This is a genomic window from Pseudomonas sp. DVZ6 (assembly GCF_024259445.1).
Lineage (GTDB): Bacteria > Pseudomonadota > Gammaproteobacteria > Pseudomonadales > Pseudomonadaceae > Aquipseudomonas > Aquipseudomonas peradeniyensis.
Map to the genome: position 1 here is coordinate 44566 of NZ_JANCLM010000013.1, position 14517 is coordinate 59082.

Consider the following 14517-nt stretch of genomic DNA (forward strand, 5'->3'; position numbering starts at 1 on the left):
GCGAGAACATGCCATGACATTCACCGACCTGTTCGTGCGCCGGCCTGTGCTGGCGCTGGTGGTCAGCACCCTGATCCTGTTGCTTGGGCTGCTGTCGCTGCTGCAGTTGCCGATCCGCCAGTACCCGCTGCTGGAAAGCTCGACCATCACCGTGACCACTGAATACCCCGGCGCCCCGGCCGAGCTGATGCAGGGCTTCGTCACCCAGCCGATCGCCCAGGCGGTGTCGTCGGTGGAAGGCATCGACTACCTGTCGTCCTCCTCGGTCCAGGGCCGCAGCCTGGTGACCGTGCGCATGGAGCTCAACCGCGACTCGACCCAGGCGCTGACCGAGGTGATGGCCAAGGTCAACCAGGTGCGTTACCGCCTGCCGGAGCGCGCCTATGACCCGGTGATCGAGCGCTCGGCCGGCGAGTCCACGGCGGTGGCCTATATCGGCTTCGCCAGCCCGAGCCTGCCGATCCCGGCCATGACCGACTACCTCACGCGGGTGGTCGAGCCCTTGCTCAGCACCATCGAGGGCGTGGCCAAGGTCCAGGTGTTCGGCGGCCAGACCCTGTCGATGCGCCTGTGGATCGACCCGGCGCGCCTGGCCGCCCGGGGCCTGACCGCCGCCGACGTGGCCGAGGCGGTACGGCGCAACAACTATCAGGCGGCGCCCGGCAAGGTGAAGGGCCAATATGTGATTGCCAATATCCGCGTCGACACCGACCTGACCTCGGTCGGCGACTTCCGTGAGCTGGTGATCCGCAACGACGGCAATGGCCTGGTGCGCATCCGTGACATCGGCACCGTCGAACTCGGCGCCGCCTCGGCCGAAACCAGCGCCAGCATGGACGGCGTGCCGGCGGTGCACCTGGGCCTGTTCGCCACCCCGGGCGGCAACCCGCTGGTGATCGTCGAGGGCATCCGCCAGCTGCTGCCGCAGATTCGCCAGACCCTGCCGCCGGACGTCAAGGCCGAGCTTGCCTTCGAGACGGCGCGCTTCATCCAAGCCTCCATCGACGAGGTCACCAAGACCTTGCTCGAAGCCCTGGCGATCGTGGTGGTGGTCATCTACCTGTGCCTGGGTTCGCTGCGCACGGTGCTGATCCCGGTGGTGACCATTCCCCTGTCGATGCTTGGCGCGGCGGCGCTGATGCTGGTGTTCGGCTTCAGCATCAACCTGCTCACCCTGCTGGCCATGGTGCTGGCCGTGGGGCTGGTGGTGGACGATGCCATCGTCGTGGTGGAGAACGTCCACCGCCATATCGAGGAGGGGCGCACGCCGGTGGCGGCGGCGTTGATCGGAGCCCGCGAGGTGGCCGGGCCGGTGATCGCCATGACCATCACCCTGGCCGCGGTGTACGCGCCGATCGGCATGATGGGCGGGCTGACCGGCGCGCTGTTCCGCGAGTTCGCCCTGACCCTGGCCGGCGCGGTGGTGGTCTCCGGCGTGGTGGCGCTGACCCTGTCGCCGGTGATGAGCTCGTTCCTGCTCGATGCGCGCCAGTCCGAGGGGCGCATGGCCCATGCCGCCAACCGCTTCTTCGACTGGCTGGCCGAGCGCTATGCCCATGTGCTGGGGTTCTCACTGAAACATCGCTGGATCAGCGTCGGCTTCGCCTTGCTGGTGATGGTCAGCCTGCCGCTGCTGTACAGCCTGCCGCAGCGCGAGCTGGCGCCGACCGAGGACCAGGCCGGGCTGCTCACCGCGATCAAGGCGCCGCAGCATGCCAACCTGGCCTATGTCGAACGTTTTGCCGACAAGCTCGACGCGGTCTACCGCACCCTGCCGGAGACCGTCAGCACCTGGATCATCAACGGCAGCGACGGCATCGCCTCGGGCATCGGCGGCATCAACCTGCAACCGTGGGACGAGCGCGCGCGCAACGCCTCGCAGATCCAGCTCGACCTGCAGGCGGCGGTCAACGATGTCGAGGGCACCAGCATCTTCGCCTTCCAGCTGCCGGCGCTGCCGGGCTCCACCGGTGGACTGCCGGTGCAGATGGTGTTGCGCAGCTCCCAGGACTACCGGGTGCTGTTCGACACCATGGAGCAGGTCAAGGCCAAGGCCCGGCAGAGCGGCCTGTTCGCCGTGGTCGACAGCGACCTGGACTACAACAACCCGGTGGTGCAGGTGCGGGTCGACCGGGCCAAGGCCAACAGCATGGGTATCCGCATGCAGGACATCGGCGAGTCGCTGGCGGTGCTGGTGGGGGAGAACTACCTCAACCGTTTCGGCCTCGACGGCCGTTCCTACGACGTCATCGCCCAGAGCCCGCGTGACCAGCGCCTGACCCCGCAGGCCCTGACCCGACAGTACGTGCGCAGCGAGGAGGGCCGGCTGGTGCCGCTGTCCACCGTGGTGCAGGTCAGCGAGCAGGTCGAGCCCAACCGCCTGACCCAGTTCAACCAGCAGAACGCGGCGACCTTCCAGGGCATCCCGGCGGCCGGGGTCACCCTGGGCGACACCGTGGCCTTCCTCGAACAGGTCGCGGCTGAATTGCCCGTTGGCTTCAGCATCGACTGGCAGTCCGACGCCCGCCAGTACCAGCAGGAGGGCAACGCCCTGATGCTGGCCTTCCTCGCCGCCGTGGTGGTGATCTACCTGGTGCTGGCGGCGCAGTACGAGAGCCTGGTCGATCCGCTGATCATCCTGATCACCGTGCCGCTGTCGATCAGCGGCGCGCTGCTGCCCCTGGCGCTGGGGGTGGCCACGGTGAACATCTACACGCAGATCGGCCTGGTGACGCTGATCGGGCTGATCAGCAAGCATGGCATCCTCATGGTCGAGTTCGCCAACACCCTGCAGGCCGAGCAGCACCTGGACCGGCGCACGGCGATCGGCAAGGCGGCGCAGATCCGCCTGCGGCCGATCCTGATGACCACGGCGGCCATGGTGGTGGGGCTGATCCCGCTGCTGTTCGCCTCGGGCGCCGGCGCCGCCAGCCGGTTCGGGCTGGGCGTGGTGATCGTCACCGGGATGCTGGTGGGGACCTTGTTCACCTTGTTCGTGCTGCCGACCATCTACAGCCTGCTGGCCCGTGACCATGCCAGCACCGCGCATTCGGCGCGGGCACGGTCGTTGGCCGAAACCCTGGAGGGCCAGCCATGAAGCCTGTATTCGTCGTTTCCCTGATGGCCCTGGCCTTGACTGCGTGCAGCGTCGGCCCCGACTACCAGAAGGCCGAGGTACTGGCCACTGGCGTGCACAGCCCGCAGCGCGCGGCCTTCGCCGCCCGTGGCGAGTTGCCGGCGCAGTGGTGGCGGTTCTTCGATGACCCGCAGTTGGTGCGCCTGGTCGACCAGGCCCTGGCCAACAACCACGACATCCGCCAGGCCCACGCCAACCTGCTGGCGGCGCGGGCGCTGTTCGACGACCGCAGCCTCGACCGCTATCCCTGGGTCACTGCCCGCGCCGGCTACAACCAGAGCCTGGAGCAGCAACCGGCCGATGGCAGCGACCCGCGACGCATGCGCACCGAGCAGTACCGCGCCGGTTTCGACGTGCAGTGGGAGATCGACCTGTTCGGTCGCCTGCAGCGCCTGACCGACGCCGCCGAGGCTCGCGCCGACGCGGCGGCGGCAGACCTGCGCCAGGCGCGGCTGAGTATCGCCGCGGAGGTGGCCCGCAACTACTACCTCCAGCTTGGGCTCAAACGCAGCCTGACCGTGGCCGAGGACCAGGTCGAGGCCTGGCGCGAGACCCTGCAACTGACCAGCGCCCAGGTGCGCGCCGGCAGTGGCCAGTACGAAGACCAGCAGAACGCCCACGCCAACCTGTTGCTCAGCGAGGCGGCGGTGCCGCCGTTGCAGGCGGCGATCCAGCAGGCCAGCTACCGCCTCGACGTGCTGACCGGACAGGTGCCGGGCAGCCAGGAGCAGGGCGCCGCGCCGTTCCTGCCGCCGTTGGCGCGCCAGTTGCCGTTGGGCGATGTCGACGCGCTGATCGGCCAGCGCCCCGATGTTGTCAGCGCCGAGCGTGAGCTGGCAGCCAGCACCGAGGACGTCGGCGCGGCCACCGCCGAGCTCTACCCGCGCCTGGACCTGGGCGGCTTCATCGGCTTCTTCGCCCTGCGCAGCGGCGACCTGGGCAGTGCCGGCCGTGCCTACGAGCTGGCGCCGGTGGTGACCTGGCCGGCGCTGCGCCTGGGCAACGCCCGGGCCCGCCTGCGGGTGCGCGAGGCGCTGGCCGAGGGCAGCCAGGCACGCTACCAGCAGGCCGTGCTGCTGGCTCGCGAAGAGGTGGAAAACGCGGTGACGCAACTGGTGCGCAACCAGGCACGGCTGCAAAGCCTGGTGGCCTCCGCCGGCCACGGCAGCGAGGCCATCGACATTGCCAACAAGCGCTACCGGCGCGGCGCGGGGACCTACCTGGCGGTGCTGGAGAACCAGCGTGCGCTGTTCTCGATCAAGCGCGAGGTGGCCGAGGCGGAGACGGCCTCGTACCTGGATGCGATTGCGCTGTACAAGGCGTTGGGGTGGGGGAGTGCGGCGCAGTAGCACCTATCGGTCATGCATGTCGTACTAACAGGGCTGGCAACCATGGCCTGTCAGGCATGGCCACGTTGCAACAGATGTAGGAGCGGATTCATCCGCGATGCGCCGCGCGGGCGGCGCTCGATCTTGAGCGCCGCGCAATGCTATCGTCGAGCGCCCCTAATTTTCCCCAAGCGTCCTTCGTTTTCATGGAAGCCGCCCTGCGCCCGGCGCGTTCGGCACTCATCATTCAAGGAGACAGGCAATGACTTCCGTTTTCGACCGCGACGATATCCAGTTCCAGGTAGTGGTCAACCACGAAGAGCAGTATTCCATCTGGCCCGACTACAAGGCGATCCCCAACGGCTGGCGCGCGGTGGGCAAGAGCGGCCTGAAGAAGGACTGCCTGGCCTACATCGATGAAGTCTGGACCGACATGCGCCCACTGAGCCTGCGCCAGAAGATGGCCGAAGCCGCGGCGCAGTAAGCCGGTGTCGAGCCTGAACCTGCTGTGCCTGCCGTACTCCGGCGCCAGCGCCATGGTCTACAGCCGCTGGCGACGCAAGTTGCCGGCCTGGCTGCAGGTGCGCCCGGTGGAACTGCCCGGTCGCGGCGCGCGCATGGGCGATGACCTGCACACCGACCTGCGCGGCCTGGCCCGGCAGTTGGCCCATGAGCAGCGCGCCGCCACCCAGGCACCCTACGCCCTGCTCGGGCACAGCCTGGGGGCGCTGGTCGCCTTCGAGCTGGCCCACGAGCTGCGGGCGCTGGGCTGTCCACCGCCGCTGGCGTTGTTCGCCAGTGGCACCGCGGCGCCGACCCGCCGCGAGGACTACGCCGGCGGCAAGTGGACCGAACCCCGTGGCGACGCCGAGCTGATCGCCGAACTGCGCAAGCTGGGCGGCACCCCCGAGGAAGTACTGGCCAACCAGGAGCTGATGAGCCTGACCCTGCCGATCGTGCAGGCGGACTTCCTGCTCTGCGGCCGCTACGCCTACCAGCAGCGCCAGCCGTTGCAATGCCCGCTGCACGTACTTGCCGGCGAGGATGACCGCGCCAGTGACGAACAGTTGCAGGCCTGGGGGCGGGAGACCGTGGGTGCGCATTCGCTGGCGAAATTCCCCGGCGGGCATTTCTTCATCCACGAGCATGAAGACCAGGTGCTCGATGTGCTCTGTCGGACCCTGGAGCCGCTGCGGCTTTGTGCCTGATCGGTGGTTGCTGGCGCGTTGTAGCGCTGCTTCAAACGTGGCTTAGCTGTTTTCCCTGCGTTGGGGTGGTCGCTGGTTCTCCGGCGACCAGGCCTGATATTTTTGCCAGTTGCAGGCCTGTTGTGTTGCACGCAGAGTCATACGGATAGACAACTCGTTCAGGAGTTTTCATGCCGGACTCGACCATCACCTCGAATACTGCATTGCTGGCAACCGACCGGCATGGCTCGGTACTGCGTCAGCACGCAGTACAGGCCAGTCTCCCAATTCCCTATACAGCATTCGGGTTTCGGCCTGTTGCCAATGAACTGCCCTCGGTGCTGGGGTTCAATGGCCAAATGCAAGAGCTGAACATCAGAGATTATCTGCTTGGTAATGGCTACCGGGTGTACAGCCCGATGTTGATGCGCTTCTTGTCACCTGACAGCCTGAGTCCCTTTGGCGAGGGGGGGCCAAACGCTTACGTTTATTGCAGCGGAGATCCAGTGAACGCTGTCGATCCATCAGGACACACGCTTACCTACAAGATAAAGATCAAGATCGACCGTCCCAGCGGACCAGTTCCCGGCGGAGAGTATGTCCCTAGCCTACAAAAGGTCTCAAACCGCACTGGAGATACCGTGAATCTCGTGCATGAAGCGCAATCCTACGAGGCTACGTCGGACGTGGTTAAGCTTTATGTGTTCGAGTCCAACCAGGGCGAACCCATCCTTGTCAACGATTTCCACGTAAATGAAATGCAGGGGATAGCTGACCGCAAGGAAGCGATATCTAGGGAGGGGACTGGTGGGAAAGACGTTCTGAAAACCTTGGACAAGCGGGCCAAGGAAATAGCCAAGATGGGCGCCAGTATGTATTTAAAAGCGCTTGATCCCGAAATTGGAAACGTGAATTTTGTGCAGGATAGTACCCCCCTGGTCAGGGAAAGCTGAGGTCAATATTTAATATCAGCGAAGGAAATCATTCACGGTGCGCAGCGCGGGCGACGCTTCGTCTCACCGCTTTCTACCACTTTGCGCCAAGTATCCAAGCCTCGATTCAGGCACGGCCCTATGTATGCGGAACAGCCTTGACCATCCCCGCATACTGCGCCTTCAAATGCCCCTGCTCATCCAGCAAATACGCATCCATCACCTCCCGCACCACCGGCCCCGCCACCCGACCACCGGCCTCGCCGTTCTCGATCATCACCGCCACCACCATCGCCGGGTGCTCGGCCGGTGCGAAGCCGACGAACAGGGCGTTGTCGCGGTGGCGCTCGAGGGTCTTGTTGCGGTTGTAGCGTTCACCCTGCTTGATCGCCACCACCTGCGCCGTGCCGCTCTTGCCGGCGATGCGGTACTGCGCGCCGGCGGCGGCGGCGCGGGCGATGCCGCGCGGGTCGTGCATGACCATCTGCATGCCCTGGCTGACCTGGTCCCAGGCGTGCCGGTCGTGCAGCACGATATCCGGCATCGGGTTGGGGTCGACCGGCGCCTGGCCGCCGATGGTCAGCGCCAGGTGCGGGCGGTGCCAGGCGCCCTTGCTGGCCAAGAGGCTGGTGGCCTGGGCCAGTTGCAGCGGGGTGACCTGCATGTAGCCCTGGCCGATGCCGAGGATCAGCGTCTCGCCGGGGAACCAGGCCTGACGCCGGGTAGCGCGCTTCCAGGCCTGTGACGGCATCAGCCCGGGGGCTTCCTCGAACATGTCCAGCGAGACCTTCTGGCCCAGGCCGAACTCGGCCATGTAGTCGTGCAGGCGGTCGATGCCCAGCTTGTGCGCCAGGTCGTAGAAGTAGGTGTCGTTGGAGCGCATGATCGCCGTGTACATGTCCACCCAGCCATCGCCCGTGCGGTTCCAGTTGCGGTACTTGTGGTCGTAGTTGGGCAGCTCGTAGTAGCCGGGGTCGAAGACCCGGCTGGCGGGGTTGATCACGCCGCTGTCGAGGCCGGCGATGGCCACCTCGGGCTTGACCGTCGAGCCGGGGGCGTACAGCCCGCGCAGCACGCGGTTGAACAGCGGCCGGTCGATGGAATCGCGCAGGGCGGCGTACTGCCTGTAGCTGATGCCCTTGACGAACAGGTTGGGGTCGAAGGCCGGGTTGCTGACCATGGCCAGCACATCGCCGTTGGCCGGGTCGAGCACCACCACCGCGCCGCGCCGGTCGCCCAGGGCTTTCTCGGCGGCCTGCTGCAGATGGGCGTCGAGGCTCAGCACGATGTCCTTGCCCGGCACCGGGTCGTGGTGGTTGAGCACGCGCATCACCCGGCCCTGGGCGTTGGTCTCGACTTCTTCGTAGCCCACCTGGCCGTGCAGTTCGTTCTCGTAGAAACGTTCTATACCGGTCTTGCCGATCGACTGGGTGCCGCGGTAGGCGGTGCTGTCGAGGGCCTTGGCTTCCTTTTCGTTGATGCGCCCGACGTAGCCCACCGAATGGGCGAAGTGCTCGGCCAGCGGGTATTCGCGGATGAACTGCGGCTCGACCTCCAGCCCCGGCAGGCGGAACTGGTTGACCGCGATCAGGGCGATCTGCTCTTCGCTCAGGCCCACCAGCAGGGTCACCGGCTCGAACGGCTTGCGTCCGCGGCGCAGGTCCTTGTCGAACTGCTGGCGGTCGTCCTCGGACAGCGTGAGGATCTGCGCCAGGCTGTCGAGCACCCGCGCCGGGTCGCCAGCCCGCTCGCGGGTCATGGTCAGGTTGAAGCTGGGCTTGTTGTCGGCCAGCACCACGCCGTTGCGGTCATAGATCAGGCCGCGTTCCGGTGGAATCGGCAGCACGTGCACGCGGTTGTTCTCCGACACCGCGCTCTGCTGGTCGTGCTGCAGCACCTGGAGCACATAGAGCCGACCCACCAGCACCGCCACCAGGCTCATCACCAGCAGGGCGCAGGCCAGCAACCGGCGGTTGACCAGGTGCTTTTCCGTTTCGTGGTCCTTGAGGGGAATGGGCTGGGGCATGGGCTTCGTGGTGTCACGCAATGGGGTCGCGATGCTACGCGGGCGGGCAGGGGGGCTCAAGGCGAGCCCAGCCGCGCAGCCACCACGCAACGCCGCTCGGCCCCGCTTCCAGGGGGTTGGCGGCAAATATGAAGTTTCCTTCATGGAACGCTGGGAACGATCGGATTTGTGCCGAAGGGATGGGATTTGTCAGAATACGCGACAATTAATCATTATCATTCGCAAGGTAATCCATGCAGTCGGCTCTTGCTTCCCATGCCCCGGTGCGCATCCTCGCCATCGAGGACAGCGACGGCAACCCGCTGTCGGTGGTGCCGGAGTACACCGTCAACACCATACTCGACTGGCAGGTGACCGAGGCCCTGTCGCTGAGCCTGACAGGCACCTACTACGGCAAGCAGGAGCCGCGGCGGTTCAACCCGACCCGCGAGGTCAGCGTTACGGCTCAGAACGAGCTGAAGACCCTTGATCCGTACCATGTCTGGGGCATCGGTGGCACTTACGCGCTGAACAAGAACCTGTCGTTCGGCGCCGGTATCAGCAACCTGTTCGACAAGCGCGTTTACCGCGAAGGGGCGGGGACCCGCGCCGGCGCCGCCACCTACAACGAGCCGGGGCGCGCGTTCTATGCGTCGGTGACCACCTCGTTCTGATGACAAGCGGGGCTGCTGCGTGGAGTACAGGGTTGCAAGCATCACCAGCGTGGGAGCGGGCTGGCCCCGCGATGCGATGTGTGGCACCGGCTTTGCCGGTGATCGCGGGGCAAGCCCGCTCCCACGCTGTTCCAGTTAATTCAATGATTTAAGTTTTGTTCCATGAGAGCGGCCTTGTGCCGCGAAAGGGGCGCAACGCGCCCCCAAGGATTGCAAACCGTGAATCTCTCCTGGCCCATGCTCTCGCGCATCGTCGCCGCCGTGCTGTTGGCGCTGATCGGCTTCTGGCCGCAACTGCCGCAGCGCCTGGGATGAAGCAGAAAACCATCACCCAATCCCTTTCATGGCTGCACACCTGTTGCGGTTTGCTGTTCGCCAACTTTCTCATCGGCACCCCGGTCGCTGCGGCCTGGCGTGACGTGGCTATTCGTGGTGCGGTTCGCCCAGGAAGGTCAATGAGCTGAACAGGCTCTGTTGCGCCACGGGGGAACCTTCGGGCAAAGGCTGCGTGGCTTGGGCGGCAATGATGTTCAGGCCCTCGTTGCGCACCTTGATCAGCGCCCGGCCGTCCGCGCCGGTCGTGGCGCTGACCTGATCAGGCGCGCCCCGGTAGTCGCCCTGCAGGGGAATACCCGGCGCGGGCTTGCCGTCGATCAGGACCTGCACTTCCAGCAGGTTGCCGGGCCCCACCTTGAGCGGGTCGCTCAGCGGCACGATGGCCAGGCGCAGCATGTCCAGCTTGGGCAAACGGGCGCTGCCCTGGTAGATGGCCAGGCTGTACTTGAAGCTGTGAGTCGAGGCGATGGCATCCTTGACCTGGTTGCGGTCCTGGTTGACCCATTGTTTGTCCGGGCGCTGTGACCACGGTCCGTTGTCCAGTACCACGGCCAGCGCCGCGGGCGGGGAGAGCGGTTGCAGGCGAGCATGGTCGGCCAGGCGCTCGACGCTGACCGGAATCATCTTGCCGGCGCTGTCGAACGCCCAGGCGCGCTTGATCTTCTCGGCCTTGTAGGCGTCATCCTCGGCGCCATGGCCGTATACCGCCTCGATATTGCCGCGTCGCTGCTCGGTCCACAGGCCGTGGGCGCCGGCGTCGGCGCTGATGGTCATGGCCAGCAGGGCGGCCAGTTTCAGTGATGGATGCATGACAGTCCCTTGAATCAGAGGTTTAGAGGTTCAGGGTCAGGCTTACGCTGACGTTGCGCGGCTCGCCGGGCAGCACCCACGAACTGTTGTACGAACGTTCGTAGTACTTGCGATCAAAGAGGTTGTTGAGGTTCAGCCCCACGGTGACCTGTTCGCTTGCCTTGTAGTGCGCCAGCAGGTCGACCGTGCTGTAGGCATCCAGGGTGAAGTGGCTGCCGGCCTGGCCGGAGCGCTCGCCGACATAGTTGAACGCCGCGCCGATGTCCGAGCCGCGCAGGACACCGTCCTGGAACTCGTACACGCCCATCACGCTGCCACTGTTGCGGGCAATGCCCAGCAAGTCGCTGCCCTTGGGCAGGGCCGCGTCGCCCTTGGTGACCTCGGCATCGATGTAGGCGTAGGCACCGATCACCCGCACCGCGTCGGTCAGTTGGCCGCTGAACTGCAGGTCCAGCCCCTGGCTGCGCGCTTCGCCCGCCGCCACGCTTTCGCCGAGTGCGTCGGTGGTGATGACGTTTTCCTTGTCGATATGGAACAGCGCGATGGTCGCGCCCAGACGGTTGTCTAGCAGGTCGAGCTTTAATCCGGTCTCGTAGCCCAGGCCTTTTTCAGGCTTGTAGACCTGGCCCTGGGTGCCGATGGTGTTGGGCTTGAACGAGGTCGAGGCGTTGGCGAACACGCCCACTTGCGGGGTCAGTTGGTACAGCAGCCCTATGCGCGGCGTGGCGACATCCTTCGCCTGGCTGTTGCTGACCCCGGTGGAGCGGTTCTGCGCAGTCTGTTCAATGCGCTCCAGACGCACACCGAGCAGGCCGCGCAGGCGCTCGGTGAAGGCGATCTGGTCCTGCAGGTTGAGGGCATGGCTTTCGGTACGTTCGAAGAAGTCGTTGGCCCGTGTGAGCGCCGGCTTGGGCTTGCCGTACACCGGGTTGTAGATGTCCAGGCCATAGCCTGCCGAGGTCGCGCTTTGCGGGTATTTCTGGCTGTTGCGGTAGTTTTCGTATTCAAGCCCGATCAGGCTCTGGTGCTGCCAGCCGAGCAGCTGGAACTGGCCGTGCAGCTCGGCCTGGGTGATGTTGTCGTTCCACTCGAAGTCACGCTCGCGGTAGAAGCGGGTGAGGGTGTTGCCGACCAGGGCCTGGGGCTCGGAGCTGTTGCCCTTGAGCGTGCCCTGGGTGTAGTGGTTGGCCAGGCGCAGCTTCCAGTCGTCGTTGAGAAAGTGCTCCAGCGCCAGGTCGAGGGTCTGGTTGTCGTTGCGGATCTTGCCGTCGTTGGGTTCGCCCATGAAGGCCGAGCGCGGCACCGAACCCATCTGGCCGTTGACCGCCGGAATGCCCCGATCAAACACCGATTCGGTGCGCGAGAACTCGGCATCGAGCATCACCCGGGTGTCCGGCGACAGCTGCCAGCTCAGCGACGGGCTGACGATGCGTCGTTCACTGTTCACGTGATCGCGGAAACTGCCGTTGTCCTCGACCGCCAGGTTGATCCGGCCCAGCAGGTTGCCTTCGCTGTCCAGGGGCGAGTTGGCATCCAGGGCGGTGCGGTAGCGGTCCCAGCTGCCCGCGCTCAGGCTGAGGGTGCTGAAGGTCTCGGCCTGGGGGCGCTTGCTGACGATATTGACCAGCCCGCCAGGGTCGCCACGGCCATAGAGGCTGGCGGCCGGGCCCTTGAGCACTTCGATGCGCTCGATGCTGGAGGTGTCCGGGGAACTGTAGCTGCCGCGGTTGATGGCAAAGCCGTTCTTGTACAGCTCGCCGGTGGTGAAGCCGCGCACGCTGTAGTTGAGGAAGGTCAGGCCGCCGAAGTTGTTCTGCCGCGACACGCCGCCGGCGAAATCCAGGGCGCGGTCGATGCGGGTGGTGTTGAGGTCCTTGATCACCTGGGCGGGCACCACCTGGATGCTCTGCGGGGTGTCGCGGATATCGCTGTCGGTGCGCGTGGCGGTGGCCGAGCGGGTGGCGCGATAGCCTTGCACCGGGCCGTCGGCACGCTCTTCGAGGTAGGCGTCGGTGATCGAGGTTTCCTCCAGCAGCAGGGGTTGGGCTGCCGAGAGGGGTTGGCCGAACAGGCCCAGAGTGAGGCCGGCCAGAAGCGGTGCGCGAGGGTTCACGGGGGATCTCCAATTAATATGTAATAACGTAACATTTACCATTGCTCTGACGCCATAGGGAGCTGTGGTTTACGGCGTGATTGTCAGATGGGAATGATTCGCGTTATTGTAATGTTATTACGTAACTGGAGGTTCCCATGCAAGTACTGTCCTCACTCAAGCAGGCCAAGCGCCGTCATCGTGATTGCCAGGTGGTCAAGCGTCGTGGCCGGATCTATGTGATCTGCAAGTCCAATCCGCGGTTCAAGGCCAGGCAGGGCGGGGTGAAGAAGAAGCGGGGGTAGCACGCTGTCCTGGTCGAATCGAAGAATTACGTTTGGCTCCATGAGAGATCGTCCAGCCCTGTTATTTCTGTGGGAGCGGGTTTATCGGACCGCCGCACCGCCGCGAACACCGGCGGAGCCGGTGCCATTCACCGCGCTGGATTCTTCGCGGGTAAACCCGCTCCCACAGAGTCAAGCTAAACCAATGGGTTACATGTCGTCCCATAGGAGCCCACCAGAAAGTGACGCACCTGATGCCATACCTTGGACGCAGAGGCTACCGGAGCGTCCTGCGCAAACGCCGCCAACCCAGCACCACACCACTGAGGGCAATCACCAGTCCACCGCTACTCAGGACGATGATCAGCCCTTCCCGCAACAGCGGCCGCGCCAGCAGCGGTTGCCAGTCCCAGCTGTGCAACAGGTTGAACAACCAGCGGCCGGTGCGTTGCGCCCGGTCATGGCTGGCCACCAGCATGCCGCTGGCCGGGTCCATGTAGGCCCAGGTGCCGGATGGGTCGTCGAAGCGCAGGCGCAGCACAGGTAACGGCCTGGACTGGAAACCGTACATGCTCTGCGGATCGCGGGCGAAGTAGTGGAAGTCGTAGGCGGTCTGCCAGTCGTCTTGCACCGCAATGCCCGGGGCCATGACCTGCGCGGCCGTCAGCAGACGTTGCCGGGCAAACGCCCGGGCCGGTGGCGCGCCGGCTTCAAGGATGCGGCTGTCGCCGTTGGCGTTGCGTGCCACCAGGTAGGTGACGTCGGCCAGGCGCTGCCACTGCAACTCGACGGCATTGAAGCCTGCCTCATCGCGCAACCGCGCCAACGCGGTGGCGATCGGCAGCTTGAGGTCGGCGGCGCGTAGCGGGCCGGGTTGCAGGGCGATCTGCGAACGGCTGTCGGTCAGGCCCCAGGGGCGCATCGACATCAGGCCACTGAACACCCACAACACCAGCACGCCGCCGAACAGCAGCCCGCCGATGTGGTGCCAGCGCAGCCAGCCGCTCGGGTAAGGGCTGCACGAGCCGCTGCGATAGCGCTTGCGCAAGCGTAGGCGCAGGATGCCCACCGCGATGCCCAGGACCGCCATCAGCGTGCCGAGCACGGACAGGCCGATCACCAGCGTGCGCCAGCCGTTGTCGAAGCCGAACCCGCCGCGCAAGGGATAGAGCCAGTGCAGCCAGGCACCGACCCAGTTCCATGTGCGTTCCTGTGCGGTGGCGTCGCGGACCACTTCACCGCTGCGCCCGGACAGGTACAGCCAGGTGCCGGCGGCATCGTCCACCCGCACCCGGTGCAAGGGCCGGTCGCCGTCCAGGGCCCGGGAGTGGGTCCACATGTCCTCGTCCACCGTGCCCTGGTAGGCCAGTGCCGCGTCACCGGCGTACTGCCGAGCATTGGCCAGTGCCCAGTCGGCGTCGGCCTGAGCCAGGGGCGCGCCGCTGGCGGCATCGAGGGTGACGCGGCGCCCGTCGGCCAGCTCCAGCAGGTAGTGCGCCCGCCCGCCCAGGCTGGTCAGGCGCAGTGCCTTCAACGGCTGCTGCGCCCACTGCGCCGGCAACTCGGCGCAGCAACCCGCCGGCAGTGCCGGCAGGTGGGCCAGGCGCTCGGCCGGGGTCAACTTGGGGTAGCCGACATACAGCATGACCACCCCGGAGACGAACCACAGCGCCATGAACAGGCAGGCGACGATACCCAGCCAGCGGTGCCACAGGTACAGCTGGCGTTTCAGG

The 14517-nt window shown here is 65.8% G+C and carries 11 protein-coding genes; 7 read left to right on the top strand and 4 right to left on the bottom strand.

All coding sequences use genetic code 11. The features are described 5' to 3' along the window. Positions 1-13 precede the first annotated feature (13 nt). The 5 genes from NMG10_RS09775 (at position 14) to NMG10_RS09795 (ending at position 6604) form a co-directional block, all read left to right on the top strand. Positions 14-3097 (top strand): MexW/MexI family multidrug efflux RND transporter permease subunit, encoded by a 3084-nt coding sequence (locus NMG10_RS09775; protein ID WP_254464255.1) that lies wholly within the window; start codon positions 14-16, stop codon positions 3095-3097. Beyond that, entirely contained in the window at positions 3094-4485 is a 1392-nt protein-coding gene (locus NMG10_RS09780) for an efflux transporter outer membrane subunit (RefSeq protein ID WP_254464256.1), read from the top strand. The genes NMG10_RS09775 and NMG10_RS09780 overlap by 4 nt, the downstream gene beginning before the upstream one ends. Positions 4486-4726: 241 nt before the next feature. Continuing rightward, on the top strand, positions 4727-4948 hold the full coding sequence (locus tag NMG10_RS09785; RefSeq protein ID WP_003256222.1) for an MbtH family protein: 222 nt from the start codon (positions 4727-4729) through the stop codon (positions 4946-4948). Between the two features lie 4 nt (positions 4949-4952). Continuing rightward, a complete protein-coding gene (locus NMG10_RS09790) occupies positions 4953-5672 on the top strand; it encodes a thioesterase II family protein (RefSeq protein WP_203652473.1) in 720 nt (239 codons plus the stop codon). Between the two features lie 170 nt (positions 5673-5842). Continuing rightward, positions 5843-6604 (top strand): RHS repeat-associated core domain-containing protein, encoded by a 762-nt coding sequence (locus NMG10_RS09795; protein WP_254464257.1) that lies wholly within the window; start codon positions 5843-5845, stop codon positions 6602-6604. Between the two features lie 118 nt (positions 6605-6722). On the opposite strand, the gene mrdA is transcribed toward NMG10_RS09795, so the two are convergent. Next, positions 6723-8609, bottom strand: coding sequence for a penicillin-binding protein 2 (gene mrdA, locus NMG10_RS09800; protein WP_254464258.1), 1887 nt, complete (start codon positions 8607-8609; stop codon positions 6723-6725). Between the two features lie 233 nt (positions 8610-8842). Between mrdA and NMG10_RS09805 the strand changes: the two genes are divergently transcribed. Beyond that, positions 8843-9262 (top strand): TonB-dependent receptor, encoded by a 420-nt coding sequence (locus NMG10_RS09805; protein WP_254464259.1) that lies wholly within the window; start codon positions 8843-8845, stop codon positions 9260-9262. A 423-nt stretch (positions 9263-9685) separates the two neighbouring features. Here NMG10_RS09805 and NMG10_RS09810 read toward each other — a convergent pair whose 3' ends face one another. Both NMG10_RS09810 and NMG10_RS09815 read right to left on the bottom strand, forming a co-directional pair. Beyond that, the gene (locus NMG10_RS09810; protein WP_254464260.1) at positions 9686-10408 is read right to left on the bottom strand and encodes a DUF4198 domain-containing protein; all 723 of its coding nucleotides are present in this window, start codon (positions 10406-10408) and stop codon (positions 9686-9688) included. A 22-nt stretch (positions 10409-10430) separates the two neighbouring features. Next, a complete protein-coding gene (locus tag NMG10_RS09815; protein WP_254464261.1) occupies positions 10431-12521 on the bottom strand; it encodes a TonB-dependent siderophore receptor in 2091 nt (696 codons plus the stop codon). 137 nt (positions 12522-12658) lie between these two features. Here NMG10_RS09815 and ykgO point away from each other — a divergent pair, with 137 nt between their 5' ends. Next, entirely contained in the window at positions 12659-12805 is a 147-nt protein-coding gene (gene ykgO / locus NMG10_RS09820; protein WP_023632134.1) for a type B 50S ribosomal protein L36, read from the top strand. Positions 12806-13061: 256 nt separating this feature from the next. On the opposite strand, the gene NMG10_RS09825 is transcribed toward ykgO, so the two are convergent. Next, positions 13062-14516 (bottom strand): PepSY domain-containing protein, encoded by a 1455-nt coding sequence (locus tag NMG10_RS09825; protein ID WP_254464303.1) that lies wholly within the window; start codon positions 14514-14516, stop codon positions 13062-13064. Position 14517 lies beyond the last annotated feature (1 nt).

What these genes read in the sequence shown, in the direction of transcription:
- NMG10_RS09810 (WP_254464260.1), bottom strand. Translation starts at nt 10,408, where the DNA reads ATGCATCCATCACTGAAACTGGCCGCCCTGCTGGCCATGACCATCAGC.
- ykgO (WP_023632134.1), top strand. Translation starts at nt 12,659, where the DNA reads ATGCAAGTACTGTCCTCACTCAAGCAGGCCAAGCGCCGTCATCGTGAT.
- NMG10_RS09785 (WP_003256222.1), top strand. Translation starts at nt 4,727, where the DNA reads ATGACTTCCGTTTTCGACCGCGACGATATCCAGTTCCAGGTAGTGGTC.
- mrdA (WP_254464258.1), bottom strand. Translation starts at nt 8,609, where the DNA reads ATGCCCCAGCCCATTCCCCTCAAGGACCACGAAACGGAAAAGCACCTG.
- NMG10_RS09780 (WP_254464256.1), top strand. Translation starts at nt 3,094, where the DNA reads ATGAAGCCTGTATTCGTCGTTTCCCTGATGGCCCTGGCCTTGACTGCG.
- NMG10_RS09805 (WP_254464259.1), top strand. Translation starts at nt 8,843, where the DNA reads ATGCAGTCGGCTCTTGCTTCCCATGCCCCGGTGCGCATCCTCGCCATC.
- NMG10_RS09775 (WP_254464255.1), top strand. Translation starts at nt 14, where the DNA reads ATGACATTCACCGACCTGTTCGTGCGCCGGCCTGTGCTGGCGCTGGTG.
- NMG10_RS09795 (WP_254464257.1), top strand. Translation starts at nt 5,843, where the DNA reads ATGCCGGACTCGACCATCACCTCGAATACTGCATTGCTGGCAACCGAC.